Below are 25,254 nucleotides of genomic sequence, written 5' to 3' on the forward strand. Positions count from 1 at the left end.
CCCCGAGCGGCCCGCTATTCGGTTTCCGCCACCGGCTCCGCGAACTGGGACGCGTAGAGCCGCGCGTACGCACCGCCCGCCGCCAGCAGCGCGTCGTGCGAGCCCTGCTCCACGATCCGCCCCGACTCCATCACCAGGATCACGTCCGCGTCCCGGATGGTCGACAGCCGGTGGGCGATCACGAAGCTCGTACGGCCGCTGCGCAGCGAGGCCATCGCCCGCTGGATGAGGACCTCGGTACGGGTGTCGACCGAGCTGGTGGCCTCGTCCAGGACCAGGATCGACGGCTCGGAGAGGAACGCCCGGGCGATCGTGATCAGCTGCTTCTCACCGGCGCTGACGTTGGAGCCCTCTTCGTCGATCACCGTGTCGTAGCCGTCCGGCAGCATCCGTACGAAGCGGTCCACATATGTGGCCTTCGCCGCCTCGACGATCCTCTCGGGGCTCGCCCCCTCCGCCCCGTACGCGATGTTCTCCGCGATCGTGCCGCCGAACAGCCAGGTGTCCTGGAGCACCATCCCGATATGGGAGCGCAGCTCCTCCCGAGACATCTCGGCGATGTCCACCCCGTCCAGCGTGAGCCGCCCGCCGGAGACCTCGTAGAACCGCATCAGCAGATTGACCAGCGTGGTCTTTCCGGCGCCGGTCGGCCCGACGATGGCCACGGTCTGGCCCGGCCGCACCGACAGCGACAGCCCCTCGATGAGCGGTGTGTCCGGCTGGTAGCGGAAGGAGACCTCCTCGAACGCGACCTGCCCGCGCACCGCCTCCGGCCGCCGCGCGTCCACCGGCTCGGCGCTCTGCTCCGGCGCGTCCAGCAGCTCGAAGACCCGCTCGGCGGAGGCCACGCCCGACTGCACCAGGTTGGCCATGGAGGCGACCTGGGTGAGCGGCTGGCTGAACTGCCGGGAGTACTGGACGAACGCCTGGACATCGCCGATCGACAGCGCGCCGGAGGCCACCCGGAGCCCACCGACCACGGCCACCAGCACATAGTTGAGGTTCCCGATGAACATCATCGACGGCTGGATCAGCCCGGAGATGAACTGGGCCCGGAAGCCGGCCGCGTAGAGCTTGTCGTTCTCCTCCCGGAACGCCTGTGCGGACTCCTTCTCCCGGCCGAAGACCTTCACCAGCGCATGGCCGGTGTACATCTCCTCGATATGGGCGTTGAGCTTGCCCGTGGTCTTCCACTGCTGCACGAACTGCGGCTGGGCGCGCTTGCCGATGCGCGTGGTCAGCCACACCGAGACCGGGACGGTGATCAGCGCGACCAGCGCCAGCAGCGGCGAGATCCAGAACATCATCGACAGCACGCCCACGATCGTCAGCAGCGAGGCCATGATCTGGCTGAGGGTCTGCTGGAGCGTCTGCTGGATGTTGTCGATGTCGTTGGTGGCGCGGGAGAGCACCTCGCCGCGCGACTGCTTGTCGAAGTACGCCAGCGGCAGCCGCGCCAGCTTGTGCTCCACGTCCTCGCGCAGCCGGAAGACCGCGCGCTGGACGACGACGGTCGCCACCCGGGCCTGGACCAGGCCCAGCAGCGAGGCGGCCACGTACAGCGCCGTGACCCACAGCAGCACGACGCCGACCGCGTGGAAGTCGATGCCCTGGCCGGGGGTGACGTCCATCGAGGCGACCATGTCGGCGACCGTGCCCTGGTCCTTGTCGCGCAGCCACCGGACGGCCTGCTCCTTGCTGACGCCGTCGGGCAGCTGCCGTCCGACGATGCCCGCGAAGATCAGGTCGGTGGCCTCACCGAGGATCTTCGGGCCCACCACCGCGAGCCCGGTGCTGACCGTGCCCAGCGCGAGCACCAGCAGGACGATCCCGCGCTCGGGGCGGAGCCGGGCCAGCAGCCGGCGGCTGGAGCCGCGGAAGTCCATGGACCGCTCGGTGGGCTGACCGCCCATGAAGCGGCCTGGCCCGGCGGCGGGCGCCGGACCCCTGCGGGGCGCCGAGGTGCCGCTCATGCCGCCTCCTCCTCGGTGAGCTGGGAGAGCACGATCTCGCGGTAGGTCTTGTTGCCGGCCATCAGCTCGCCGTGGGTGCCCGCGCCGACGATCCGGCCCGCGTCGAGCACCACGATCAGATCGGCGCCCCGGATGGTGGACACCCGCTGGGCGACGATGACGACCGTCGCGTTGTCCGTCTCGTCCGCGAGCGCCGCCCGCAGCCGGGCGTCGGTGGCGTAGTCGAGCGCGGAGAAGGAGTCGTCGAAGAGGTAGACGGACGGCTTGCGGACCAGGGCGCGGGCGATCGCCAGCCGCTGCCGCTGACCGCCGGACACATTGGTCCCGCCCTGGGCGATCGGGGCGTCCAGACCGCCCTCCATGGCCGCCACGAACTCCCGTGCCTGGGCGGTCTCCAGGGCCCGCCACAGGTCCTCGTCGGTGGCGTCGGGGTCGCCGTACCGCAGGTTTGAAGCGACGGTGCCGGCGAAGAGGTACGGCTTCTGCGGGACCAGCCCTATGCTCCGGGTCATCACCTCGGGGTCGAGGTCGCGCACATCCACCCCGTCGAGGTGAACGCTGCCGTCGGTCGCGTCGAACAGCCTCGGCACCAGTCCGAGCAGGGTCGACTTGCCGCTGCCGGTGGAGCCGATGACGGCGGTGGTCCGGCCGGGCCGGGCGGTCAGCGAGATGTCGCGCAGCACGGGCGCGTCGGCGCCGGGGTAGCGGAACTCCACGCCCCGCAGCTCCAGCAGCCCCCGTCCGGCGTCGGCGGGCGCGGGCGCGACGGACATCAACGGCGGTACGACGCTGGTCCCGGTGTCCAGCACCTCCTGGACGCGTTCGGCGCACACCTCGGCCCTCGGCACCATCATGAACATGAAGGTGGCCATCATCACGGACGACAGGATCTGCATCAGATAGCTGAGGAACGCGGTCAGCGCGCCGACCTGCATCCCGCCGCTGTCGATGCGGTGTCCGCCGAACCAGACGACGGCCACGCTGGAGACGTTCACCACCAGCATCACGGCCGGGAACATCAGCGACATCAGCCGCCCGGCGCGCAGCGAGACATCCATCAGCCCGGTGTTGGCGTCGGTGAAGCGGTCGCGCTCATGGGTGTCGCGGACGAAGGCGCGGATGACCCGGATCCCGGTGATCTGCTCGCGCAGCACCCGGTTGACCGTGTCGATGCGCTGCTGGACATCGCGGAACAGCGGCCGCATCCGGCGGGCGATGAGCGTGACCACGAGGCCCAGGGCCGGAACGATGAGCAGGAGCAGCCCCGACAGCGGCACGTCCTCGTTGAGCGCCATGACCACACCGCCGACACACATGATCGGCGCCGAGACCATCAGCGTGAAGGCCATCAGGCACAGCATCTGCACCTGCTGGACGTCGTTGGTGGTGCGGGTGATCAGGGACGGCGCCCCGAAGTGGCCCATCTCCCGCGCGGAGAAGGACTGCACCCGGTCGAAGACGGCGGCGCGCACATCGCGGCCGAGCGCCATGGCGGTGCGGGCGCCGAAGTAGACGGCTCCCGCGGCGCACACGATCTGGACGAGGGTGACGGCGATCATCAGTCCGCCGACACGGAGGATGTAGCCGGTGTCGCCCTTCACCACTCCGCTGTCGATGATGTCCGCGTTCAGCGCGGGCAGGTAGAGGGTGGCGAGGGTCTGCACCAGCTGCAATAAGACGATCAGCGTGATCGTTCGGGTATAGGGCCTCAGATACGCCCGTATCAGTCGTACCAGCACACGGAAACCTTAAGTGACGCTCGTCCCGAACCGGCCGTATTTTCGACGAACCGCGTGTGGTCCCGGGCGCGGTCCCGCACCCGTCATCATGGAGGCGGCAGATGACGGGAAAGGGATCGCGATGGCGATGATGAGCACGCCCGCCGGAACCATCCGGTACTGGGCCGCGGCCCGCGCCGCGGCCGGCACCGCGGAGGAGCCGTACACCGCGTGGACACTGGCGGAGGCGCTCGAAGCGGCCCGGCAGCGGCACACCGCGCGGCCGGAGTTCGCGCGGGTCCTGCTGCGCTGTTCGTTCCTGGTCGACGGAGCCCCGGCCGGCACCCGTGACCACAAGACGATCCAACTCGCCGAGGGCGGCACGGTCGAGGTGCTCCCGCCGTTCGCAGGAGGGTGAACCCCGAGCTCATGAGCAACCAGCCGCACCAGCCCCACGAGCCTCATCAGCCCCACGAGCCTCATCAGCAGCAGGGCCAGCAGCCGCAGGGTCAGCACCCGCAGCAGCCGTATCCCCCGTACGGGTCGTACGAGGCTCCTTATGGGGGATACGACCAGAGCGCGCATCCTTACGGCGCTCACGGCGGCAATGGCCAGGGGGCGCAGCCGGCGGCCGACTGGCAGGGGTACGCGGGGTATCCGCAGCAGCAGGGGTACGCCCAGGCCCAGCCGCAGCAGTACCAGCACCCGCAGCAGCAGTACCAGCAGCAGCCGTACGCGGATCCGTACGCCGCCCAGCAGGGGCACCAGGGGCAGCAGGGCCACCAGGGGCAGCAGCCGCACCAAGGCCACCAGGGGCAGTACGCCCAGGGCTGGGCTCAGCAGCAGCACCCGTACCACCAGCCCGCCGGTCCGTCCCAGGCACCGCCTCAGGCCCCGGCCCAGGCCCAGACCCCGCCACAGACTCAGACCCCGCCACAGACTCAGGCGCCGGCTCAGGCACAAGCTCCGGCACAAGCCGCGACCGCGACCGCCGAGCCGCCCGCCCCGCGGCCGGACCGGCCGCTCACCGCCGCCGAGAAGGCCAAGGCCGAGGGCCGTCCGCAGATCCTCCACCCGGGGTTCGTCCCCGCCGCCCTGACCTCCGTGCTCGCCGCGCTGCTCGCGGCCACCGCGCCGCTGGGCCGTCCGGCCGTCGCCGTCGCGGTGGCGGCGCTTCAGGCGGTCACGGCGGCGGGCTGGTTCCGGCTGAACGGCATGTGGCCCGCCCGGCAGGGCATCGCGCTCGCCTTCGCGGGCGGTCTGGCCGCCGACATCGGCCTGCTCGCCACCGAGCCGTCACACGCCCCGACGGTCGTCATCGGCACCATCGGCGTCTGGCTGCTGCTGGTGCTGATCCTCCAGCTGCGCAGCCACGCCTCCCCGGACGAGCGGCTGTACGGCCTTACGGCCGCCGTGGCGGCCACGGCCCTCGCCGTGCTCGCGGCCGGCCATCTGGCCGCCGTCGCCGAGTCCTCGGACGCCGTGGTGGTGGGGGCGGCCGCCGTCGCCGTGGCCGTGCTCGTCCGGGCGCTGCCGCTGCCGACGGCCGCCGCCGTCGTGGTCGCGCTGGCGGCCGCCACGGGCGCCGGGGTCGGGGCCGGGCAGCTCACCGGAACGGGCACGTCCACCGCCGCCCTGCTCGGGTTCGCGGCCGGGGCGTGCGCGCTGATCGGCCACCGGGTCGCCAGCTACGACTACCCCTCACGCTTCGTCCACCTGACGGCCGGTGTGGCGCTGCCGCTCGCGGCCGCCGCCCCCGTGGTCTATGTGATCGGCCGCGCTCTGGGCTGACTCCCCGGCTCCCGCTCAGCCGCTCCGGATAGGCTCGCAGCCTCAGGCGCGAGGGCCTGAGCGAGAGCCTGGGGGACCCACTCACATGCGCGCACTACGCATCACACTGATCGTCGTCGTGATACTCGGCGGCCTCTTCGTGGCCGCCGACCGCATCGCGGTGTACATGGCCGAGTCCAAGGCGGCCGACAAGATCAAGAGTTCTCAGGGCCTGACCACCACGCCCAACGTCTCGATCAAGGGCTTCCCCTTCCTCACCCAGGTCGTGGGCAAGGAGCTGGACGAGGTCGACGTCGGCGTGGACGGGCTGACGACGGACGCGGGCGACGGCCGCAGCGTCCGGGTCACCGAGCTCGACGCCCAGCTGCACAACGTCCGCATCTCGGGCAACTTCTCGTCGGCCAGCGCCGACCGCGCCACCGGCTCGGCCCACATCAGCTACGCGGACCTGTCACAGGCCGCCGGTCCGGGGATCACGGTCGCCCAGGACCCGGCGGGCACCAACAAGGTCAAGATCACCGGCAGTCTGCTGGGCCTCACCCTCACCGCTCACTCCCAGGTCACCATCGTGAACGGCAACACCATCCGGCTGCACGCCGAGTCCATACCGGGCGGCAGCATCCCCCAGTGGGAGGACAAGGTGCGCGAGAAGGCCGACATGGAGCGGAAGATCGAGGGACTGCCCACCGGTATGCGGCTGGACAAGGTGGAGACCTCCAAGGACGGCATAGACGTCTCGGTAGCGGGTAACAACGTCCAGCTGACGGGCTGACGCGATCAGCACCAGGGGCGTCCGATCACGCCCCTGGTCCATTCACTGAGACGATCATGTCCGCGTATACGGACGCTCCTGCCCGCCGCGGGCCCCCGCGGCCACGCCCCCCGGCCGTTCACCCGCCGGTCATCTCACACTCCGGACGATAACGTCTCATCATGCGACACGCCGGTGACATGCCCGCCTGTCCGTCCCTACGATCGGACCCATGAAGCGACAGGCGGATCTCACGAAGCGGCGGGCAGTCGACCTGTGCCGCGTCGCCGCCATGCTCTGTCGCCCGGTCTGAACGGGACGTGGTCCGCGCACGCCGCGGACCGGCCCCCCTCTTCGGCCCGTCACGCCGGGCCTTCCCGCACCTTCGCTCGTACGCTCGCCGCACGCCCCGCGCGGCGCCGCGTCGTGAGCGTGCCCGTACCGCCGCAACTGCCCCGGAGGAGAGAAACATGAGCCGCAGTGACGTCCTGGTGGACGCCGACTGGGTCCAGGCCCGTATCGACGACCCCAAGACGGTCATCGTCGAGGTGGACGAGGACACCTCGGCCTACGACAAGAACCACATCAAGAACGCCGTCCGGATCGACTGGAAGCAGGACCTCCAGGACCCGGTGCGCCGTGACTTCGTCGACCAGGCCGGCTTCGAGAAGCTCCTGTCGGAGAAGGGCATCGGCAACGACGACACGGTCGTCCTCTACGGCGGCAACAACAACTGGTTCGCGGCGTACGCCTACTGGTACTTCAAGCTCTACGGCCACCAGGACGTCAAGCTGCTCGACGGCGGCCGCAAGAAGTGGGAGCTGGACTCCCGCGACCTGGTCGCCGAGGTGCCGACCCGCGCGCAGACCGAGTACAAGGCCAAGCCGCAGGACACCTCCATCCGCGCCTTCCGCGACGAGGTCGTGGACGCCATCGGCTCGCTGAACCTGGTCGACGTGCGCTCCCCCGACGAGTTCTCCGGCAAGCTGCTCGCCCCGGCCCACCTCCCGCAGGAGCAGTCGCAGCGTCCGGGCCACGTCCCGAGCGCCCGCAACATCCCGTGGTCGAAGTCGGCCAACGACGACGGCACCTTCAGGTCCGACGACGAGCTCAAGGAGATCTACGAGGGCGCGGGCGTGGACCTGTCGAAGGACACCATCGCCTACTGCCGCATCGGTGAGCGCTCCGCTCACACCTGGTTCGTCCTGCACGAGCTCCTGGGCCAGACCAACGTCAAGAACTACGACGGCTCCTGGACCGAGTACGGCTCGCTGGTCGGCGTGCCGGTCGAGCTCGGCTCCGACAGCTGACCCCTCTCCCTCGAACGTAAGGACAGACATCCATGTGTGGAGCCAAGGCCGGCGGCCCCGACGCCTCGACGATCAAGCCCGGTGAGACCACGATCCAGGGTTCGGTGACCCGCGACGGCGAGCCCGTCGCCGGGTACGTCCGGCTGCTGGACAGCACCGGCGAGTTCACCGCCGAGGTCCCCACCTCCGCGACCGGGCAGTTCCGCTTCTACGCCGCGGAGGGCACGTGGACGCTGCGCGCCCTGGTTCCCGGCGGCACCGCGGACCGCACCGTCGTCGCCCAGAAGGGCGGGCTGGCGGAGGTCGCCATCGCCGTCTGACGCGCTACGACGTGTCGTGACCGTGACTCACGGCCGGAGGGCCGCACCCCGGGGTTGGACGCCTCGGCGGGGTGCGGCCCTCCGTCTGTCGGTGCGGCGGACCGGGACGTACGCTGGACATATGTACGCGCGACGCCGCCACGCATATTTCTTCCTGATGGGCGCGTGTCTGACGCTCTTCATCTCGGCGTGGGCCTTTGTGCGCCTGTGGTCCGTCCCCGCCGCGGTCGCGATGTGCATCGTCGCCATGGTGATCCCGCCTCTGGCGGCGATCGTCGCCAATCGCCGGGGCCCGGACGACCGGTGGTGGGACGAATCGGGGGACGAGGAGTCCGACCGGTGGTGGCGGGAGCTGGACGAGCACAACCACCGGCATTGACCGACAGGGCTTCGCCTCTGGACCGCGGGGTCTGGGGCGGAGTCTGGGGCGGAGCCCCAGTTGAGCTAGTACACGAGCGCCTGGACACCGTCCGGCATGATCTCGCTCACGAAGACCTGAGCGCCCGCGATCCGGGCACCTTCGATCAGATCCTTCTCCTCGATCTCCCGCCGCGCGGCACACTGTGTGCACACCGTGATCGTCCCGCCGCCCGTAAGGATGCCGTCGATCAGATCCGGAAGCGGCGCGGCATGCGGAAGCTCGAACTCCGCGGCCCGGCCCGGCAGCGCGAACCACGTCGACTCGCCGGTCAGCCAGAGCGAGACCTCGACACCGCTCGCCGCGGCCACCGCCGCCACCGTGAACGCCTGGGAGCACCGCTCGGGAGCGTCCGCGCCCGCCGTCACCTTGATCACCAGCTTCTTCGCCATGCGTCAACCTTAGGCTCGGCACCCCGGGCCCGGCGCCGCACGGCCACCTGTCTCCACCGGCCGTCCCGGCGGCGACTAGACTCGGTTCCGTCCATCATCTGTTCCGAGGAGCGCGCTCGTGCTTGAGGCAGTCTTCACCACCCTGATGATCCTGGTCGCCGTGGCCACGCTCGGCTTCGCCGCGCTGACCTGGAAGAAGCTGTACCAGGGCCAGCGCTGAACCGCTCCCGCCCCGCCACCACGGCTCGACTCTCGACAGATCGCCTGAATTCATGATCCAGATTCCGTCCGACCTCCACCCGGACCTCGTGCCGCTCGCCTTCCTCCTGGGCAACTGGGAAGGGGCCGGCGTCTCGGACTTCCCCGGGGCCGAGAAGTGCAACTTCGGCCAGGAGGCCACCTTCACGCACGACGGCCGTGACTTCATCGAGTACGTCTCGCACACCTGGGTGCTGGACTCCGAGGGCAAGAAGGTCCGCCCCCTGGAGACCGAGTCCGGTTACTGGCGGATCGACAAGGACCGCAAGGTCGAGGTCGTGATGAGCCGTGACCAGGGCATCGTCGAGGTCTGGTACGGCGAGCTCGCGGAGGGCAAGCCGCAGATCGACCTGGCGACGGACGCCGTGGCGCGCACCGCCCACGCGGCCCCTTACTCGGGCGGCAAGCGGCTGTACGGCTACGTCAACAGCGATCTGATGTGGGTCGGCGAGAAGGCCACCCCCGAGGTCGAGCTGCGCCCGTACATGTCCGCGCATCTGAAGAAGGTCGTGGACCCCCGGGAGTGGGCCAAGGACCTCAAGGACCTGCCGGACGACGGGATCGCCTTCTTCCGCTGAGCGCCCCCGGCCCCCGGCCCCCGGTTCGCGCCTTCCGCTCGCCGCCGAGCCGGGCTCTCGCGTACCGCGTCCGGTTCTCCCCCTGTGCGTCCGGCCGGTCACCGCGGGCCCGCCTACACTTGCACCGTGGCGACCACCGACTGGAAGAGCGATCTGCGGGAGCGCGGCTATCGTCTGACCCCGCAGCGCCAGCTCGTGCTCGAAGCCGTCGATCACCTGGAGCACGCCACTCCGGACGAGATCCTCACCGAGGTGCGGCGCACCGCGAGCGGTGTCAACATCTCCACGGTCTACCGCACGCTGGAGCTGCTGGAGGAGCTGGGCCTGGTCAGCCATGCCCATCTCGGCCACGGCGCCCCCACGTACCACCTGGCCGACCGGCACCATCACATCCATATGGTGTGCCGGGACTGCACGGATGTGATCGAGGCCGATGTCTCCGTGGCCGACGCCTTCACCCGGCAGCTCCGGGCGGACTTCGGCTTCGACACCGATCTGAAGCACTTCGCGATCTTCGGCCGGTGTGCCTCCTGCTCCGCCCGGCAGCGCGCAGGAGAGGCCGGTGGAGACCCCGGACGGCTCCGTGGAGACGGCTCCGACAACCGCTCCGGTGAGGGCCGAGCCCGCAGGTCGTAGGCTGAGTTCATGAAGAGCCCTTTGCTGTCGCTGCCCGGCGCCGTCCCCGGCGAGGGCCCCGACGAAGGCGTCGCCGCCCACTACGGCGACCTGTTCCGCGAGCAGCGCGCGCTCGCCGACGGCACCGGCTTCGTGGACCTCTCGCACCGCGGAGTGGTCACGGTCAGCGGTGCCGACCGGCTGAGCTGGCTGCATCTGCTGCTCACCCAGCACGTCAGCGAACTACCGCCGGGCCAGGCCACCGAAGCCTTGATCCTCTCCGCCCACGGCCACATCGAACACGCGCTCTACCTCGTCGACGACGGCGAAACCACCTGGGCCCATGTCGAGCCCGACAGCCAGGGCGAGCTGATCGCCTACCTGGAGAGCATGAAGTTCTTCTACCGGGTGGACATCGCGGACCGCACCGACGAATACGCGGTCGTCCATCTCCCGGCGGGCAGCATCACCGAGGCCCCCGAGGGCGCCGTCGTCCGCGAGACCCCGCACGGCCGGGACCTGTTCCTGCCCCGTGAGCGCCTTACCGCCTTCGCCGAGGCGAGCGGCCCGCCGATCGGGGTGCTGGCGTACGAGGCGCTGCGGGTCGAGGCCCATCGGCCGCGGGTCGGCCTGGAGACCGACCACCGCACCATCCCGCACGAGCTGGGCTGGATCGGCTCCGCCGTCCATCTCCAGAAGGGCTGCTACCGCGGCCAGGAGACCGTCGCCCGGGTGCAGAACCTGGGGAAGCCACCGCGCCGGCTGGTCTTCCTCCACCTCGACGGCAGCGAGGTGGCACTGCCGTCCCACGGCGCGCCCATACGGCTGGCCTCCGAGGGCGAGGAGGGCCGCCAGCTGGGGTTCATCACCTCCTCGGCCCGCCACCACGAGCTGGGGCCGATCGCGCTCGCGCTGGTCAAGCGCAATGTGCCGGTGGACGCGGACCTGATCGCGGACTCCACGGCCGCCGCACAGGAGACGGTCGTGGAGCCGTGAACCCACTGCCGGTCCGCCGGGCCTCTCGGTTCGGCTAGGGGGCTTCTGATGGATCTCCGTGGAGGAAGGAGCGGCGTTCGGTGCGTGCTCTCGGCGTGCCGGGCGGAAGCCCTCGTAGCGGAGCTACTAGGGCTTTTGTCCGGTGCGGCGAGAGGGCGTGCCGGGCGTCGCGACGCCACGGGGATCCATCAGAAGCCCCCTAGACCTCGACCAGCACCGTGAACGGGCCGTCGTTCGTGAGCGAGACCTTCATGGCCGCTCCGAACCGGCCCGTTTCCACGTGTGCGCCCAGCTTCCGCAGCTGGGCCACCACCTCGTCCACGAGCGGTTCGGCGACCCCGCCGGGCGCCGCCGCGTTCCAGGTGGGACGGCGCCCCTTACGGGCGTCGCCATAGAGCGTGAACTGGCTGATGACCAGCAGCGGAGCGTCCAGGTCCGAGCAGGACCTCTCGTCGTGGAGCATCCTTACGGACCACAGCTTGCGGGCCAGCTGGGCCGCCTTCTCCGGGGTGTCGTCATGCGTCACCCCGACCAGTACGCACAGCCCCTCACCGACGATCTCGCCGACCGTCTCGCCGTCCACGACGACGCTCGCCCCGTCCACTCTCTGTACCACAGCACGCATGACGACCATGATGCCGTGCGTCCATCCGGGGCCGATCGGGTGGAGAGCCGCTGCACAGGGAGCATCACTGGTGACACGATGCGTGCAGGCGGTGCAGGCGGGCAGGAACTGCGAGAACGACGCATCGCTGGAGGGGACGGACACCAATGACCACATCGGGCACCGGCCAGCCCATGGCCACCGAGGGCCTGCTGCCGCCACGGCCGCCGAGCCAGCGCGGCGGACGGCTGGCCGACTCAGCCGCCGTGACGGCGCCGGCCGTGACGTCCACATCCGCGGCCGCGAGCGGTCTGAACGCGCTGCGGCTGCCGGAGCTGCGGGCGCTGCGCCGCTCGGCACAGCGCGAGGAGGCAGATCTGAGCTATCTGCGCAGACTGCTCCAGGGGCGGATCGACATCCTCCGCGCCGAGCTGGGCCACCGCCGTGACCCGGCGCCCGCGGCGGCCGCTGCCCAGCCGCCCGCCGCGCTGGTGGACCGGCTGCCGGAGATCCTCGCGGACCTCCCCCCACGGCACCGCTCCTCGGCCCGGCATGTCACGCTCGGGACGCCGCAGGACGCGGAGTACGAGCGGCTGGCCGAGGAGATGCTGGCCGAGGTGGGCCTGTCCGATCTGCGGGCCCGTACGGACGAGGAGCTGCACGGCGCGATGGCCCGCCTGGTCGGCCATGAGCGGCAGGTCTCGCGGCGGCGGCAGGAACTCCAGCGCACGGCGGACGGTTGCAGCGCGGAGATCGCCCGCCGGTACCGCGAGGGAGAGGCGCAGGTGGACGACCTGCTGGCGTAGGCGGTGACAGGCCGCCCGCGATGTGTTCGCCGAGCTGTCCACAGGGTGCGGTGTGATGAAAAGACCTGGTCCGAGGGGTGTGGAAATCGGCGTGCGGCCTGTGGCGGCGGACGCTTAGCGTGTGCGCATGGCCCTCGAACTCCGCACCCCGCTCGCCGATTCCGATCTGCCCAACTGGACCGTCGCGCTCAACACCGGCTTTCTGCGTCCGCCGGAGGCGCCGAAGGAGGAGGTGGAGCTGCGGCGGGAGCAGATCGATCTGTCCCGTACGCAGGGGATCTTCGACGGGGACCGCTGTGTGGCCACCTTCCGCAGCTTCGCACAGCGGCTGACGGCGGTCGGCGGGGCAGATGTCCCGGCCGACGCGATCAGCAATGTCGCGGTGTCGGCCACCCACCGCCGCCGGGGGCTGCTCAGCCGGATGATGGAGCACGATCTGCGCGCCGCCAAGGAGCGGGGCGAGGCGGTGGCCACCCTGATCGCGGCCGAGTACCCGATCTACGGGCGGTACGGCTTCGGCCCGGCCACCTGGATCACCGAATGGCAGGTGGACGTCCCCCGGGCCGGTCTCGACCCGCGCCACTCGGCTCCGGTGGACGGCGGCCGGGTCGACTTCGCCGACGCCGACGAGGTGCGGAAGCTGGGCCCCGCCCTGCATGAGCGGCTGCGCGCCCAGCAGCCCGGCGTCATCGACCGCCCGGACCCCTGGTGGCGGATCAACACGGGTCAGCGGCAGTACCCCAACCGCCCCTGGACCGAGCCGTTCTATGTGCTCCACCGCTCCCCCGAGGGCTCGGTGGACGGACTGCTCGCCTATACGGTGGACGACCGCTGGGAGGGCAACAAACGGCCGTACAACACCGCCACCGTGCTCGAGTTGATCGCGGTCAGCCCGGCCGCCGAGCGGGCACTGTGGCACTTCCTGCTCTCGGTCGACTGGGTGACCCGGGTCAACACCGGCCGGCGCGCCCCCGACGATCTGCTTCCGCTGCTGCTCGGCGATCCCCGCGCGGCCCAGGTCACCACGTATGCGGACTGGCTGTGGCTGCGCCCGCTGGATGTGCCCCAGCTGCTGGAGACCCGTGCGTACCCGGTCGAGGGCTCGCTGGTGCTCGAGCTGCGCGATGCCGCGGGGCTGGCCGGGGGCCGCTACTTCCTGGAGGCGGGCCCCGACGGCGCGGCGTGCGCGACCACGGGCCGTCCGGCCGATCTGACCATGGACATCGGCGAGTTGGGCACCCTGTGGCTGGGCGACGAGTCGGCCGTCCGGCTCGCCTCGCTGGGCCGGATAGCGGAGGAGCGCCCGGGCGCCGCCGCGCTGGCGGACCGGCTGCTGCGGACCCCGCGCCGCCCCTGGTGCCCCGATGTCTTCTGAGCCGCCCGGTGCTCAGCAGCTGGACTTGAGCAGTCGGCGGGCGCCCGCGCCCTGCTCGCCCAGCCGGTCGTAGGGGTTCGCCAGCGCGCACTTGTCGATCGACAGACAGCCGCAGCCGATGCAGTCGGTGAGGTGGTCGCGGAGGTTCTCCAGCTGTGCGATGCGCTCGTTGAGGTCCGCGTGCCAGCACTCCGAGATCCGGGCCCAGTCCTCCTTGGTGAGGACGTGGTCCTCGGGGAAGAGCCCGAGGACCTCCCGGATCCTCGCCAGCGGGATGCCGACGCGCTGCGAGGAGCGGACGAAGGCCACGCGGCGGAGGGTGTCGCGGGTGTAGCGGCGCTGATTGCCGGAGGTGCGGCGGCTGTGGATCAGCCCCTCGCGCTCGTAGAAGCGCAGCGCGGAGGCGGGCACCCCGCTGCGCTGCGCGAGCTCGCCGACCGTGAGCTCATGGGTCTTCCAGGTCAGTTGCGTCATGGTGCCGAGGGTAGCTTGACTTCAACCTTTGTTTAAGTCCGAGGCTCGTCCCATGACGACAGACACCGCCGTTCTGACGGCGACCACAACGCCCGCATCCGTCACCGACACCGGCTCCCCCATCCGGCTCGCCATCATCATCGGCAGCACCCGCGACGGCCGCTTCGGGCCGAAGATCGCGGACTGGTTCGCCGGTCATGCGACGCTCCGCTCCGATATGAGCGTCGACGTCGTGGACCTGGCCGAGACCCCGCTGCCCACGGCGCTCACCCACCGTCCCGGTCCCGAGGACGTCGCGGCCCTGGATGCCGTGACGCCCCGGCTGGACGCGGCCGACGCGTTCGCCGTGGTCACCCCCGAGTACAACCACAGCTACCCCGCCCCCCTGAAGAACGCGATCGACTGGCACTTCACCCAGTGGCAGGCCAAGCCGGTCGGCTTCGTCTCCTACGGCGGCATCTCCGGGGGGCTGCGCGCGGTCGAGCATCTGCGGCCGGTCTTCGCCGAGGTCCACGCCGTGACCGTCCGGGACACGGTCAGCTTCCACAACGCGGGCGGGCTCTTCGGAGAGGACGGCCGGCTGAAGGACCCCGAGGGTCCGGACACCGCCGCCGGGGCGATGCTCGACCAGCTCGCCTGGTGGGCGCGGGCCCTGCGCACGGCCCGCAGCACCCACCCGTACGGCAGCTGATCCGCCCGGCGGCGCCGACCCCCGTTGACGGCGCCGCCGGGAACACGGTTCACCGGCTTTGTGGCTCAGCCGGTGCGGCGGCTCAGCGGCTCAGCTGATGCGGCTGGCTCGCCCGGTGCGGCGGCTCAGCGGCTCAGCCGGTGCGGCGGCGGAAGAGCACGCCCGAAAGACCGGCCGCCACCGCCAGGATTCCGCCGCACCAGACCAGGGCCTGCCAGGCGCTGTCGCCGACCGGCCGGTCCAGCAGCAGCCCCCGCAGGGCCTCGATGACCGGGGTGACCGGCTGGTGCTCCGCGAACCCGTGCAGCCAGCCCGGCATGGTGTCGATGGGCACGAACGCGCTGCTGGGATACGGCAGGAACATCATCAGAAAGGTGAACCCGCCCGCCGCCTCCGGCGACCTGGCGATCAGGCCGAAGCAGGCCGACAGCCAGGAGATCGCGAGGATGAACATCAGCAGGATCCCGGCCACGGCCAGCCAGTCGAGCGGACCGGCGGCCGGGCGGAAACCGATGAGGAAGGCCACCCCGAAGACGATCGCGGTCGCGACCGTGTTGCGCAGCACGCTCGCCGCCACATGGCCCGCCAGGATCGGGGTGCCGCCGATGTCCAGTGACCGGAAGCGGTCGATGATGCCGCCGGTCATGTCATTGGAGACGGTGACCGCCGTAGTGGCCGAGCCGAAGCCCGCGCACAGCAGCATCACTCCGGGGACGACATAGGTGACGTACTCGGTGCCGGTGTGGATGGCGCCGCCGAAGAAGTAGACGAAGACCAGCATCAGCATGATCGGCAGCAACATGGCGGTCAGCACCGCGTCGAGATTGCGCCTGCTCAGCCGGATGGTGCGGCCGGTCAGAACGATCGCGTCAGACACCGGCCGTCTCCTTCTCGTCCGAAGCCTCACCCATGGGGCTCCCGCCCCCGGCGTCATGGCCGGTCAGGGCCATGAAGACATCGTCGAGCGTGGCGCCGTGCACGGTGAAGCGGTCCACGGCGCACCGCCCCGGGTCGATCTCGTCGAGCAGGGCGCGCACATGGGCGGCGCTGCCGTCCGTCGCGACGCCCAGCGTCAACCGGTCGGCGTCGCTCCGGACGAGCCGTACGCCCAAGTGGCGCGCGACCGTCTCGTACGCCGTGACATCGCCGCACACCAGGTCCAGCCGCTGCCCGGCCACGCGCTCCTTGAGCTCGGCCGGGGTGCCCTCGGCCACCACCCGGCCGCCGTCCACCACGGCGACGCGATCGGCGAGTTGGTCGGCCTCCTCCAGGTACTGGGTGGTGAGGAAGACCGTCACCCCATCCGCCACCAGTCCCTTGACCACCTCCCACATGGCCTGTCGGCTGCGCGGGTCGAGTCCGGTGGTCGGCTCGTCGAGGAAGATCACCTCGGGGTGGCCGACCAGGCCCGCGGCGAGGTCGAGCCTGCGGCGCATCCCGCCCGAGTAGGTGCCCACGGTGCGGCGGGCGGCGCCCGCGAGGTCGAAGCGTTCGAGCAGTTCGAGTGCGCGGCTGCGGGCCTCGGCGCGACCGAGCCGGGTCAGCCGCCCCATCATCCGCAGGTTCTCCTCGCCGGTCTGCATCTCGTCCACTGCGGCGTACTGGCCGGTGAGGCTGATGGCGCGGCGGACCCGGCGGCGTTCGGCGACGACGTCGAGGCCCGCGACCCGGGCGCGCCCGGCGTCCGGTGGCGTCAGCGTGGCCAGGATCCGCACGGTCGTGGTCTTGCCCGCCCCGTTGGGGCCGAGCAGCGCGAAGACGCTGCCGGGCGCGACCGACAGATCGACGCCCCTGAGCACCTTCACCGCCCCGTAGGACTTCTCGAGGCCGCTCGCCTCGATGGCTGGTCGATGGGCCATGATTCCCCCGCTCCCCTTCTGCGTATGCCATACACGCTACTGCGTAGGGTATACACAACTCTAGGATGGCGGTCAATCGAGCCACCCATCAGCGCACGTAGGTACGGAGGATCCCGAGGCCATGGCCACCGAGGAGAGCGGCACCGGCCTGCCGGCGAGCATCGAGGCCGCCTGGGGACTGCGGGAACGCCCGGGCAAGGGACCCCGCCCCGGGCTGACCCTGGGCCGGATCGTCGACGCCGCCGTCGGCATCGCCTCGGCGGACGGCCTCGGCGCGGTCTCCATGAGCCGGGTCGCGGCCGAGCTGGGCGTCTCCACGATGTCCCTGTACCGCTATGTCTCGGCCAAGGACGAGCTGCTGACGCTGATGGAGGACGCCGCCTACGGCCCACCCCCGCCCGGCGAACCGGCGGAGGACTGGCGGACCGGGTTCACCGACTGGGCCTGGGCGCTGCGCACCGCCGTCGCCCGCCACCCATGGGTGGTGAACGTCCCCATAAGCACCCCGCCCTCGACGCCCAACTCGGTGGCCTGGATGGAGCGCGGACTGGCCTGTCTGCGCCGCACCAACCTCAGCGAGGGCGAGAAGGTCTCCGTGCTGATGCTGGTCAGCGGCTTCGTCCGGAACGAGGCACGGATGACCTTCGACCTCCTGGCGGCCCAACGGCGCAGCGGGCAGAGCATCGAGTCCTCGATGGCGTCCTGGGCGAGGCTGCTGGAGAAGCTGACCGACGCCGAGCGCTTCCCGGCGGTGACGGCGGCGCTGCGGACCGGTGAGTTCGACACCCCGGGCGGACCCGACGACGAGTTCGTCTTCGGCCTGGAGCGGATCCTCGACGGGGTGGAGGCGCTGATCAGCGCGCGGAGCTGACCGCCCGCGCCCTTGCGCTCCACATGCCCACGGGACTGGCCAGATTCTTGTACATCCTGGCCATCCGGCCACTCGTCGGCCGGGGGGCCGATTTCCGAGCATGGTGGGCATGAACGTGCTGTGGATATTCGCCCACCCCGAACGGCGCTCCCTCAGCGGGGCATTGCGCGACGAAGGGCTGCGCGCCCTGCGCGAAGCGGGCCATGAGTACCGGCTGTCCGATCTCTACGCGATGCGCTGGAACCCCGTGGTCGACGGTCCCGACTTCCGGCATGACGCGGACGAACGCCTCATCGTCGGGTCCGCCTCACGGCGCGCCTATGACACGGGGACGCTCAGCGAGGACATCCGCGCCGAGCAGGAGAAGATCGCCTGGGCCGATGCGCTCGTCGTGCAGTTCCCGCTGTGGTGGTACGGGATGCCCGCCATCCTCAAGGGCTGGTTCGACCGCGTCTTCGTCAAGGGCTTCGCGTACGGGGTCGTCGGGCCGGACGGCCGCACCCTGCGCTACGGGGACGGCAAACTGGCCGGTAAGCGCGCGATGGTGGTGCTGACCGCCGGGGCGCCCGAGGCCACCGTGGGGCCGCGCGGTGTCAACGGCGAGCTCGGCGATCTGCTGTTCCCGCTGCACCACGGCACCTTCTGGTACAGCGGGATGTCCGTGCTGCCGCCGTATGTGGTGTACGGCGCGGACCGGGTCCCGGCCGAGGTGTACGAGACCCATGCCGCCGAGCTGCGGAAGCGGCTGGCCGCCCTGCCGACCGAGGAGCCGATTCCGTTCCGCCGGCAGAACGGCGGGGACTACGACGAGCGCCTGGTGCTCCGCCCCGACCTCCTGCCGGGCCGCACCGGACTCTCCGTGCACTACGCACAACCCCGCACCCCGGCCGCCGAAGGCACCGAGGACACGCAGCCTGCCGGGCGCGGCTAAGCAGGCGGTCACAGCTCCAGCCGCCAGTCGTTGCACCGCATCATCGTCCCCACCGGATACTCGAACTCGCACTCGCCGAGCAGCGTGAACCCGGCCTTGCGGCACACCCCGTTCGACGCGGGGTGGCCGACGGACGGATACGCGTGCAGATACCGATGGGTCCGCTGCGCCGCGGCCGCCCGCGCCACCTCCCTCGCGGCCGCGGCCGCGATCCCCCGCCCCTGGAACGGCGGCAGCACGGCCCAGCCGGTCTCGTACACCGACTCACCCCGCCACTCCCGCTCCCAGTACCCGATGCTGCCGGCCGTCCGGTCCCCCTCGCCCCGCTCGTCCCCCTCGTCCTCCTCCGGCAGCACGACCCGGTACATCCGCCCGGCGCCCGGCCCGGTCAGCTCGGCATACCGCCGGTGGCGGACCAGGAGCCGCTCCTCGCTCTCCGGCCCGCCCAGGTGGCTGGTCATCTCCGGACTGTTGACGCGGCGCAGTAGCCCCAGGCAGACCGCGCTGTCCTCCCACGGCTCGAGCCGCACCCGCACTCCGCTCGCCCCACCGGACATCGGCCACCTCCCGCCGTCGGCGCACTCCGCGCCCGCCTTCCGTCATTCGACCACGGGGGTACGACAACGGCCTCGCGCCCAGGTCACGACCCGTCCCGCCCGGCCGGCCGCCTTGGCCGGCCCGTCGGCCCGGCCCGGCGTCAGCCCGCCGACGCCACCGGCTCCAGCAGCGCCATGTCGTCCTCGCCGAGGGCGATCCGCGCCGAGGCCATGTTCTCCTCGAGATGGGCCAGTGAGCTGGTGCCGGGGATCTGGATGATCGCGGGCGAGCGGGCGAGGCCCCAGGCGAGGGCGATCTGATGCACGGTCGCGCCGTGCCGCTCCGCGACCGTCCGCAGGTTCTCGCTCTCCAGACCGGTGTGGCCGCCACCCAGCGCGAAGAACGGCATGTAGGCGATCCCGGCCGCGGCGCACTCGTCCACCAGCGCCCCGTCCGCCTGATCGAGCACCCCGAACCGGTTCTGCACCGCCGCCACGGGCGCGATCGCGCGGGCCTCGGCGAGCTGCTCGGCGCTCACATTGCTCACCCCGAGCTCCCGCACCAGCCCCTCCTCCCGCAGTGCGGCCAGCGCGCCGAACCGCTCCCCGATCGGCACCCCGCCCACCGCCTTGAGCCGCCCCACCCGCAGGTGGACCAGGTCGAGCGCGTCCACGCCCAGCTGCCGCAGGTTCTCCTCCACCAGCCCCCGCAGCTGCTCCGGCCGCGCCTCCGCGTACATCTCCCCGGTCGCGGTGCGCAGCGGCCCGATCTTGGTGGCGATGGTGAGGTGCTCGGGGTACGGGTGCAGGGCCTCGCGCAGGATGTCGTTGGCCCGCTCGGTGGCGGAGAAGTAGAAGGCGGCGGTGTCGATATGACGGACGCCCAGCTCCACGGCGCGCCGTGCGACTGCCACGGCCGTGGCCCGCTCGACGACGGGACCGCTCCACCGCCCCGGCAGCTGCATGGCCCCGAAGCCCAGCCGATCGGCCGGTGACGCTGGGTACGACGACGGGATCAAGGTTGAGAAGGATGAGGTCATGGGGCAGCATGCGCACCCTTTCGCCCCCACCACAAGATCAGCCCGACGAGATCACCCGGGCCCGATGAGACCGCACCGGCCCCATGGGGCCGGACCGGCCCGGCAGGATCAGCTCAGCCCGACGACCGCTTCAGCAGCAGCGCCCGCTCACGGGCGTTACGGGTCAGGGCCGCCGCGCGGGCGAACTCCGCCCGGGCCTCCGCATGCCGCCCCAGCCGCTCCAGCAGATCCCCGCGGACGCTCGGCAGCAGGTGGTAGTCCTTGAGGGCCGGTTCCTCAGCCAGCGCCTCGACCAGCTTCAAACCCGCCGCGGGCCCCTCCGCCATCGCGACGGCGACCGCCCGGTTGAGCTCCACCACCGGGGACGGGGTCAGCGCCATCAGCCGGCCGTAGAGGGCGGCGATGGCCGTCCAGTCGGTGTCCTCGTAGCGGATCGCGCGGGCGTGGCAGGCGGCGATGGCGGCCTGGAGGGAGTACGGGCCCTGGCCCGCCCGCTGCAACGCCTCGACGCCCCGGCGGATGAGCAGGCGGTTCCACTTGGTGCGGTTCTGGTCGGCGAGCAGCACCGGCTCACCGCCGGGGCCGGTGCGGGCCGCGATCCGGGACGACTGGAACTCCAGCAGCGAGACCAGCCCGTGCGCTTCGGGCTCCTGGGGCAGCAGCCCCGCCAGCACCCGCGCCAGGCGCAGCGCGTCCTCGCACAGCGCCGGGCGCACCAGATCGTCGCCCGCGGTCGCGGAGTAGCCCTCGTTGAAGACGAGGTAGATGACCTCCAGGACCGAGGAGAGCCGGGCGGTCCGGTCGTCGCCGTACGGCACCTCGAAGGGGACCTCGGCCTTGGCGAGCGTCCGCTTGGCCCGGACGACGCGCTGGGCGACCGTGGACTCCGGGACCAGGAACGCGCGGGCGATCTCCTCCGTGGTCAGCCCGCCAAGCAGCCGCAGGGTGAGCGCGACCCGGGCCTGGGTGGACAGCACGGGATGGCACGCGGTGAAGATCAGCCGCAGCAGATCGTCGTCGATGTCCTCGGGGGTCCCGGCGAGATCCGCCGGGTCGGGCGGTGAGACGTCCGCCAGGGCCCGCCCGACCTCCGCCAGCTTGCGCGCGTAGGTCTCCTTACGGCGTACGAGATCGATCGCGCGGTGCTTGGCGGTGGCCATGAGCCAGGCGCCCGGATTGTTCGGCACACCCGACTCCGGCCACCGCTCCAGCGCGGTGACCAGGGCGTCCTGCGCGAGTTCCTCGGCCAGCCCGACGTCCCGCACGATGCGGGCGACGCCTGCGATGATCCGCGCGGACTCGATCCTGAAGACCGTTTCGACCGTTCCGGCGATATCGGCGGTTGCGCCACTCCGGGCGCTTTCAGCCGCTTTCGCCGCATCGGCCGGGCTTGCTGCCGTCACGGCCACCATAAGAGCAGCCGTAAGGGGACGGAGCAAGCATTACCGGCTCAGGCCTCGACAACCTCACGGACCTCGACGGTGATGGTCCAGAACTCCTCGTGGACCCGCAGGAACCGCTTGGTCCACTCCAGGGCCTCGGCCTTGTCCTTGGCCTGGAGCAGGGCGTAGCCGCCGATGACCTCCTTGCTCTCGGTGAAGGGCCCGTCGGTGCAGCTGATCTTTCCGCCGGACCAGGTGACCCGGGTGCCGTCGGAGGTCGGGGTGAGCCCGGCCGTGTCCAGCATGACCCCGGCCTTGGTCATCTCCTCGATCAGCTCGCCCATCCGCTCCATGAGCTCGGGGCTGGGGCCCTCGGCGGGGGCGTTCTGCTCATCGACGCGGATCATCGACAGATAGCGCGGCATGGTGACTCCTCATGCGGAACGGGATCGGGATGTCGGAACGGAGGCCGGGGGCTTGCCCCGCCTCTCACCCCTGCGTCGAACGGGCCCCGCCCGGATCGACAGACCTCACGAAACTTTTTGGCCGGGCCGCACCGACGCGCTCACACCCGAGCGGGGTCGCACGGACGGCCCCGCATGACACGCGCCACTATTGCAAGCAAGTGCTTGCAATAGTTAGCACACCTGTTGCAGCATCGAGGCATGGCATCACTCAACGTCGGCAACCTCGGCGAGTTCCTGCGCGAGCAGCGGCGCACCGCGCAGCTGTCGCTGCGGCAGCTGGCCGATGCGGCCGGGGTGTCCAATCCGTACCTGAGCCAGATCGAGCGCGGGCTGCGCAAGCCGAGCGCCGAGATCCTGCAACAGCTGGCGAAGGCGCTGCGGATATCCGCCGAGACCCTGTACGTACAGGCGGGGATCCTCGACGAGCGGGACCGCGAGGAGACCGAGGTGCGCAGCGTGATACTCGCCGACCCCTCGATCAACGAGCGGCAGAAGCAGGTCCTGCTACAGATCTACGAGTCCTTCCGCAAGGAGAACGGGCTCCAGACCGCCTCGGACAACGCCTCCGACACCCCTGACACCGGCGCCGACGTCGCCGCACCCTCGAACTGATCCGGGAGGACCATCACCATGGCCATCACCGACGACGTACGCAAGACCCTCACCGACCCGACCCCGCTGTACTTCATGGCGGGCACGGCCGACATCGCCGCCCAGAAGCTCAAGGAGGTGCCGTCGTTCGTCGAGAAGATCGTCGCCGAGGCCCCGGAGCGCCTGAACGCGGTGCGCAACACCGACCCCAAGGTCGTGCAGGAGCGGGTCTCCCAGCAGGCCAAGGGCGCCCAGGACAAGCTCACCGAGATGCTGGGCACCATCGACACCGACATCAAGCGACTGCGCGACACAGCGCAGGAGCTCGCCCTCCAGGGTGTGGGCCGGGCCGCCGAGTTCGCCGTGAAGGCGCGGGAGCGGTACGACGAGGTGGCCGAGCACGGCCAGGAGGTCGTGCGGACCTGGCGCGGTGAGGCGGCCGACGAGGTCGTCGACATCGCCGACGCGATCGAGCCCAAGGGCGAGCGGGACGGCCACGCCGCCCGGTCCAAGGCGCCGTCGCACTCGGTCGCCATGGACTCGTCCAAGGAGGCCCCGAAGTCCCCGGCCAAGCCGGCCACCCCGGCCACCCCGGCCGCGTCGAGCGGCTCCGGCCACTCGGGCGCTCAGACGTCCGCGGCCTCGTCGGCCTCCCAGGCCAAGAAGGCCCCGGCCCGCGGCAACAAGCCCGCCCCAGCCGCCAAGAAGCCGGAGCCGAAGTCGGCCGGCTGACGCGCACACGTCCACGACCGGGCCGGGTGCGGCAGGTATAGCCTGCGTGCCCGGCCCGGTGGGCGGGTACGGTGGCCCGCAGAGACGCTTCCCATACATATCTTCTAGGCGGTGGACGGCGTGCTGGTTGAAGGCTTCGGCAAGCTGATGTACTGGGTCTCCTGGGCCCTGCTCCTCTTCAGCCTCTTCGCCTTCGTCGACTCGGCGATCCGCCGGGAGGACGCGTATCGAGCGGCGGACAAGCAGACCAAGGCATTCTGGTTGATCATCCTCGGTCTCGCGGCCGCGGTGAACTTCTTCATGGGAATCCTGGACTTCCTGCCGATCATCGGCCTGATCGCGACGATCGTGTACATCGTCGACGTCCGGCCCGCGCTGCGGCAGGTCTCCGGCGGTGGCCGCCGCTGGCCGCGCGGCCGCGGCTCCAGCTCGGACGGCCCTTACGGTCCCTTCAACGGCCGATAGCGGGCCCGAGGGACCTCATGACGAGCTACGAGCGACACGACGAGCGGCCGACCTCATAACGGGCCCGGGCCGCGGCCGGTCAGCCGCGGTCCAGCAGCAGCACCGCCAGATCGTCGGTCAGCTCCCCGCCGTTCAGCGACCGCACCTCGGTGACGGTCGCGTCCAGCAGCTCCTCACCGCGCCGTCCCTCCGCGACCTGGCGCGCCACGATCTCGACCATCCCCTCCTGCCCGAGCCGCTGCACCCCCTGCCCGACCCGGCCCTCGATCAGCCCGTCGGTGTACATCATCAGGCTCCACGCCCCGCCGAGCTCGACCTCGCGGCGCGGCCAGCGGGCGTTCGGCAGCAGACCCAGCGCCGGGCCGTTCTCGTCGGTGGGCAGCAGCCGGGGCGCCATGCTCGGGCGGATCGCCAGCGGTGAGGGGTGCCCGGCCAGGCAGACCCCGGCCCGACGGCCGTCCGGGGCGATATCCACCGTGCACAGTGTGGCGAAGATCTCATCGTCGGCGCGTTCGTTCTCCAGCACCTGCTGAAGGGTGCCGAGCAGCTGATCGCCGCAGAGCCCGGCGAAGGTCAGGGCGCGCCAGGCGATCCGCAGCTCAACGCCCAGGGCGGCCTCGTCCGGGCCGTGGCCGCAGACGTCGCCGATCATCGCGTGGACCGTGCCGTCCGGGGTGCGGACGGTGTCGTAGAAGTCGCCGCCGAGCAGGGCCCGGCTGCGGCCGGGCCGGTAGCGGGCGGCGAAGCGCAGCCCCGAGCCGTCCAGCAGCGGGGTGGGCAGCAGTCCGCGCTCCAGCCGGGCGTTCTCCTGGGCGCGCAGCCGTGACTCGGTGAGCTGGCGCTGGGCCAGGTCGGAGCGTTTGCGCTCGACGGCGTAGCGGATGGCGCGGCTGAGGATCCGGCCGTCCAGCTCACCGCGGAAGAGGAAGTCCTGGGCCCCCACCCGCACCGCCTCGGCGGCGCGCTCGGCGTCGTCCTCGGCGGTGAGCACGAGGACGGCGTGCGAGGGCGCGAGCCTCAGCACGTCGCGCAGCGTGGCCAGCGAGTCGATGCCGTCGTGGCACGGGCCCGGCAGAGCCAGGAGGATGCACTGCACCCCGTCGGTGAGCAGCCGGCTGGCCTCGGTGAGGTTGCGGGCCGTACGGATGCGGACCCGGTTACCCTCGGTGTCCAGCATCTCGGGAACGTTGAAGGCACCGGACGGATCGTCCTCGATCACCAGCAGGGTGAGCCCGTTGTCGGGCAGGGTGGCTGGACCGGCCGACTGGGCCGGTGCCTCCCGTTGCCTCGGCACGGGTACGGACATCGCT

30 protein-coding genes are annotated in these 25,254 nt (G+C 71.2%); 18 read left to right on the top strand and 12 right to left on the bottom strand.

The features are described from left to right. Nucleotides 1-14: 14 nt before the first annotated feature. Nucleotides 15-1,973: an ABC transporter ATP-binding protein gene (locus ABD329_RS29665; protein ID WP_281404601.1), complete on the bottom strand. Its 1,959-nt coding sequence runs from the start codon at nucleotides 1,971-1,973 to the stop codon at nucleotides 15-17. Beyond that, entirely contained in the window at nucleotides 1,970-3,712 is a 1,743-nt protein-coding gene (locus tag ABD329_RS29670) for an ABC transporter ATP-binding protein (protein ID WP_198275344.1), read from the bottom strand. The genes ABD329_RS29665 and ABD329_RS29670 overlap by 4 nt, the downstream gene beginning before the upstream one ends. A gap of 121 nt (nucleotides 3,713-3,833) precedes the next feature. Here ABD329_RS29670 and ABD329_RS29675 point away from each other — a divergent pair, with 121 nt between their 5' ends. From ABD329_RS29675 to ABD329_RS29700, 7 genes are all read left to right on the top strand, one after another. Then, nucleotides 3,834-4,109 carry a MoaD/ThiS family protein gene (locus ABD329_RS29675; protein ID WP_198275345.1) on the top strand — a complete coding sequence of 92 codons (276 nt, stop codon included), beginning with the start codon at nucleotides 3,834-3,836 and terminating at the stop codon, nucleotides 4,107-4,109. 11 nt (nucleotides 4,110-4,120) lie between these two features. Further along, the gene (locus ABD329_RS29680) at nucleotides 4,121-5,482 is read left to right on the top strand and encodes a hypothetical protein (RefSeq protein ID WP_198275346.1); all 1,362 of its coding nucleotides are present in this window, start codon (nucleotides 4,121-4,123) and stop codon (nucleotides 5,480-5,482) included. An 85-nt stretch (nucleotides 5,483-5,567) separates the two neighbouring features. Continuing rightward, complete coding sequence (locus ABD329_RS29685; protein WP_198275347.1) at nucleotides 5,568-6,254, top strand: LmeA family phospholipid-binding protein; 687 nt, start codon at nucleotides 5,568-5,570, stop codon at nucleotides 6,252-6,254. Between the two features lie 211 nt (nucleotides 6,255-6,465). Then, complete coding sequence (locus ABD329_RS48320) at nucleotides 6,466-6,546, top strand: Ms5788A family Cys-rich leader peptide (RefSeq protein WP_351229977.1); 81 nt, start codon at nucleotides 6,466-6,468, stop codon at nucleotides 6,544-6,546. 157 nt (nucleotides 6,547-6,703) lie between these two features. Continuing rightward, entirely contained in the window at nucleotides 6,704-7,543 is an 840-nt protein-coding gene (locus ABD329_RS29690) for a sulfurtransferase (RefSeq protein ID WP_198275348.1), read from the top strand. A gap of 32 nt (nucleotides 7,544-7,575) precedes the next feature. Next, nucleotides 7,576-7,863, top strand: coding sequence for a DUF1416 domain-containing protein (locus ABD329_RS29695; RefSeq protein ID WP_020869513.1), 288 nt, complete (start codon nucleotides 7,576-7,578; stop codon nucleotides 7,861-7,863). Between the two features lie 121 nt (nucleotides 7,864-7,984). Next, nucleotides 7,985-8,242, top strand: coding sequence for a DUF3099 domain-containing protein (locus ABD329_RS29700; RefSeq protein WP_014053929.1), 258 nt, complete (start codon nucleotides 7,985-7,987; stop codon nucleotides 8,240-8,242). Nucleotides 8,243-8,307: 65 nt separating this feature from the next. Here the strand turns inward: ABD329_RS29700 and ABD329_RS29705 are convergent, their stop codons facing one another. Beyond that, nucleotides 8,308-8,673, bottom strand: coding sequence for a DsrE family protein (locus ABD329_RS29705; RefSeq protein ID WP_014053928.1), 366 nt, complete (start codon nucleotides 8,671-8,673; stop codon nucleotides 8,308-8,310). A 272-nt stretch (nucleotides 8,674-8,945) separates the two neighbouring features. On the opposite strand from ABD329_RS29705, the gene ABD329_RS29710 reads away from it, so the two are divergent. The 3 genes from ABD329_RS29710 to ygfZ all read left to right on the top strand — a co-directional run bounded on the left by ABD329_RS29710 (nucleotide 8,946) and on the right by ygfZ (nucleotide 11,120). Beyond that, on the top strand, nucleotides 8,946-9,509 hold the full coding sequence (locus ABD329_RS29710) for a heme-binding beta-barrel domain-containing protein (protein ID WP_198271853.1): 564 nt from the start codon (nucleotides 8,946-8,948) through the stop codon (nucleotides 9,507-9,509). A gap of 126 nt (nucleotides 9,510-9,635) precedes the next feature. Further along, nucleotides 9,636-10,145, top strand: coding sequence for a Fur family transcriptional regulator (locus ABD329_RS29715; RefSeq protein WP_198275349.1), 510 nt, complete (start codon nucleotides 9,636-9,638; stop codon nucleotides 10,143-10,145). 9 nt (nucleotides 10,146-10,154) lie between these two features. Further along, entirely contained in the window at nucleotides 10,155-11,120 is a 966-nt protein-coding gene (gene ygfZ / locus ABD329_RS29720) for a CAF17-like 4Fe-4S cluster assembly/insertion protein YgfZ (RefSeq protein WP_198275350.1), read from the top strand. 199 nt (nucleotides 11,121-11,319) lie between these two features. Here ygfZ and dtd read toward each other — a convergent pair whose 3' ends face one another. Then, nucleotides 11,320-11,745, bottom strand: coding sequence for a D-aminoacyl-tRNA deacylase (gene dtd / locus ABD329_RS29725; RefSeq protein ID WP_044581611.1), 426 nt, complete (start codon nucleotides 11,743-11,745; stop codon nucleotides 11,320-11,322). A gap of 146 nt (nucleotides 11,746-11,891) precedes the next feature. Here dtd and ABD329_RS29730 point away from each other — a divergent pair, with 146 nt between their 5' ends. Together ABD329_RS29730 and ABD329_RS29735 are read left to right on the top strand one after the other, a co-directional pair. After that, nucleotides 11,892-12,530 (top strand): RsiG family protein, encoded by a 639-nt coding sequence (locus tag ABD329_RS29730; RefSeq protein ID WP_198275351.1) that lies wholly within the window; start codon nucleotides 11,892-11,894, stop codon nucleotides 12,528-12,530. Nucleotides 12,531-12,657: 127 nt separating this feature from the next. Further along, nucleotides 12,658-13,905 carry a GNAT family N-acetyltransferase gene (locus ABD329_RS29735; RefSeq protein WP_198275352.1) on the top strand — a complete coding sequence of 416 codons (1,248 nt, stop codon included), beginning with the start codon at nucleotides 12,658-12,660 and terminating at the stop codon, nucleotides 13,903-13,905. Nucleotides 13,906-13,917: 12 nt separating this feature from the next. On the opposite strand, the gene soxR is transcribed toward ABD329_RS29735, so the two are convergent. Beyond that, nucleotides 13,918-14,379, bottom strand: a complete 462-nt coding sequence (gene soxR / locus ABD329_RS29740; protein ID WP_198275353.1) for a redox-sensitive transcriptional activator SoxR — start codon at nucleotides 14,377-14,379, stop codon at nucleotides 13,918-13,920. A 52-nt stretch (nucleotides 14,380-14,431) separates the two neighbouring features. Here soxR and ABD329_RS29745 point away from each other — a divergent pair, with 52 nt between their 5' ends. Then, on the top strand, nucleotides 14,432-15,070 hold the full coding sequence (locus ABD329_RS29745) for an NADPH-dependent FMN reductase (RefSeq protein ID WP_198275354.1): 639 nt from the start codon (nucleotides 14,432-14,434) through the stop codon (nucleotides 15,068-15,070). 133 nt (nucleotides 15,071-15,203) lie between these two features. Here ABD329_RS29745 and ABD329_RS29750 read toward each other — a convergent pair whose 3' ends face one another. Beyond that, on the bottom strand, nucleotides 15,204-15,947 hold the full coding sequence (locus ABD329_RS29750) for an ABC transporter permease (protein ID WP_198275355.1): 744 nt from the start codon (nucleotides 15,945-15,947) through the stop codon (nucleotides 15,204-15,206). Continuing rightward, nucleotides 15,940-16,929, bottom strand: a complete 990-nt coding sequence (locus ABD329_RS29755) for an ATP-binding cassette domain-containing protein (RefSeq protein WP_198275356.1) — start codon at nucleotides 16,927-16,929, stop codon at nucleotides 15,940-15,942. Before ABD329_RS29755 ends, ABD329_RS29750 begins: the two co-directional genes overlap by 8 nt. A gap of 121 nt (nucleotides 16,930-17,050) precedes the next feature. Here ABD329_RS29755 and ABD329_RS29760 point away from each other — a divergent pair, with 121 nt between their 5' ends. Beyond that, a complete protein-coding gene (locus ABD329_RS29760; protein WP_198275357.1) occupies nucleotides 17,051-17,800 on the top strand; it encodes a TetR/AcrR family transcriptional regulator in 750 nt (249 codons plus the stop codon). Nucleotides 17,801-17,909: 109 nt separating this feature from the next. Further along, complete coding sequence (locus ABD329_RS29765; protein WP_198275358.1) at nucleotides 17,910-18,731, top strand: NAD(P)H-dependent oxidoreductase; 822 nt, start codon at nucleotides 17,910-17,912, stop codon at nucleotides 18,729-18,731. An 8-nt stretch (nucleotides 18,732-18,739) separates the two neighbouring features. Here the strand turns inward: ABD329_RS29765 and ABD329_RS29770 are convergent, their stop codons facing one another. The 4 genes from ABD329_RS29770 to ABD329_RS29785 form a co-directional block, all read right to left on the bottom strand. Then, nucleotides 18,740-19,288 (bottom strand): GNAT family N-acetyltransferase, encoded by a 549-nt coding sequence (locus ABD329_RS29770; RefSeq protein WP_198275359.1) that lies wholly within the window; start codon nucleotides 19,286-19,288, stop codon nucleotides 18,740-18,742. Nucleotides 19,289-19,428: 140 nt separating this feature from the next. Continuing rightward, on the bottom strand, nucleotides 19,429-20,307 hold the full coding sequence (locus ABD329_RS29775; RefSeq protein ID WP_198275360.1) for an oxidoreductase: 879 nt from the start codon (nucleotides 20,305-20,307) through the stop codon (nucleotides 19,429-19,431). 113 nt (nucleotides 20,308-20,420) lie between these two features. Next, complete coding sequence (locus ABD329_RS29780) at nucleotides 20,421-21,641, bottom strand: RNA polymerase sigma factor (RefSeq protein WP_198275375.1); 1,221 nt, start codon at nucleotides 21,639-21,641, stop codon at nucleotides 20,421-20,423. A gap of 116 nt (nucleotides 21,642-21,757) precedes the next feature. After that, nucleotides 21,758-22,114 (bottom strand): YciI family protein, encoded by a 357-nt coding sequence (locus ABD329_RS29785; protein WP_198275361.1) that lies wholly within the window; start codon nucleotides 22,112-22,114, stop codon nucleotides 21,758-21,760. Between the two features lie 240 nt (nucleotides 22,115-22,354). Here ABD329_RS29785 and ABD329_RS29790 point away from each other — a divergent pair, with 240 nt between their 5' ends. The 3 genes from ABD329_RS29790 (at nucleotide 22,355) to ABD329_RS29800 (ending at nucleotide 23,944) form a co-directional block, all read left to right on the top strand. Beyond that, nucleotides 22,355-22,768: a helix-turn-helix domain-containing protein gene (locus ABD329_RS29790; RefSeq protein WP_037954988.1), complete on the top strand. Its 414-nt coding sequence runs from the start codon at nucleotides 22,355-22,357 to the stop codon at nucleotides 22,766-22,768. 18 nt (nucleotides 22,769-22,786) lie between these two features. After that, on the top strand, nucleotides 22,787-23,479 hold the full coding sequence (locus ABD329_RS29795; protein ID WP_198275362.1) for a hypothetical protein: 693 nt from the start codon (nucleotides 22,787-22,789) through the stop codon (nucleotides 23,477-23,479). 120 nt (nucleotides 23,480-23,599) lie between these two features. Beyond that, nucleotides 23,600-23,944: a DUF2516 family protein gene (locus tag ABD329_RS29800; RefSeq protein WP_037955086.1), complete on the top strand. Its 345-nt coding sequence runs from the start codon at nucleotides 23,600-23,602 to the stop codon at nucleotides 23,942-23,944. A gap of 79 nt (nucleotides 23,945-24,023) precedes the next feature. Here the strand turns inward: ABD329_RS29800 and ABD329_RS29805 are convergent, their stop codons facing one another. Beyond that, nucleotides 24,024-25,250 carry a PP2C family protein-serine/threonine phosphatase gene (locus ABD329_RS29805; RefSeq protein WP_198275363.1) on the bottom strand — a complete coding sequence of 409 codons (1,227 nt, stop codon included), beginning with the start codon at nucleotides 25,248-25,250 and terminating at the stop codon, nucleotides 24,024-24,026. Between the last annotated feature and the right edge of the window lie 4 nt (nucleotides 25,251-25,254).

It is taken from the genome of Streptomyces javensis, assembly GCF_039525925.1.
GTDB lineage: Bacteria > Actinomycetota > Actinomycetes > Streptomycetales > Streptomycetaceae > Streptomyces > Streptomyces asiaticus.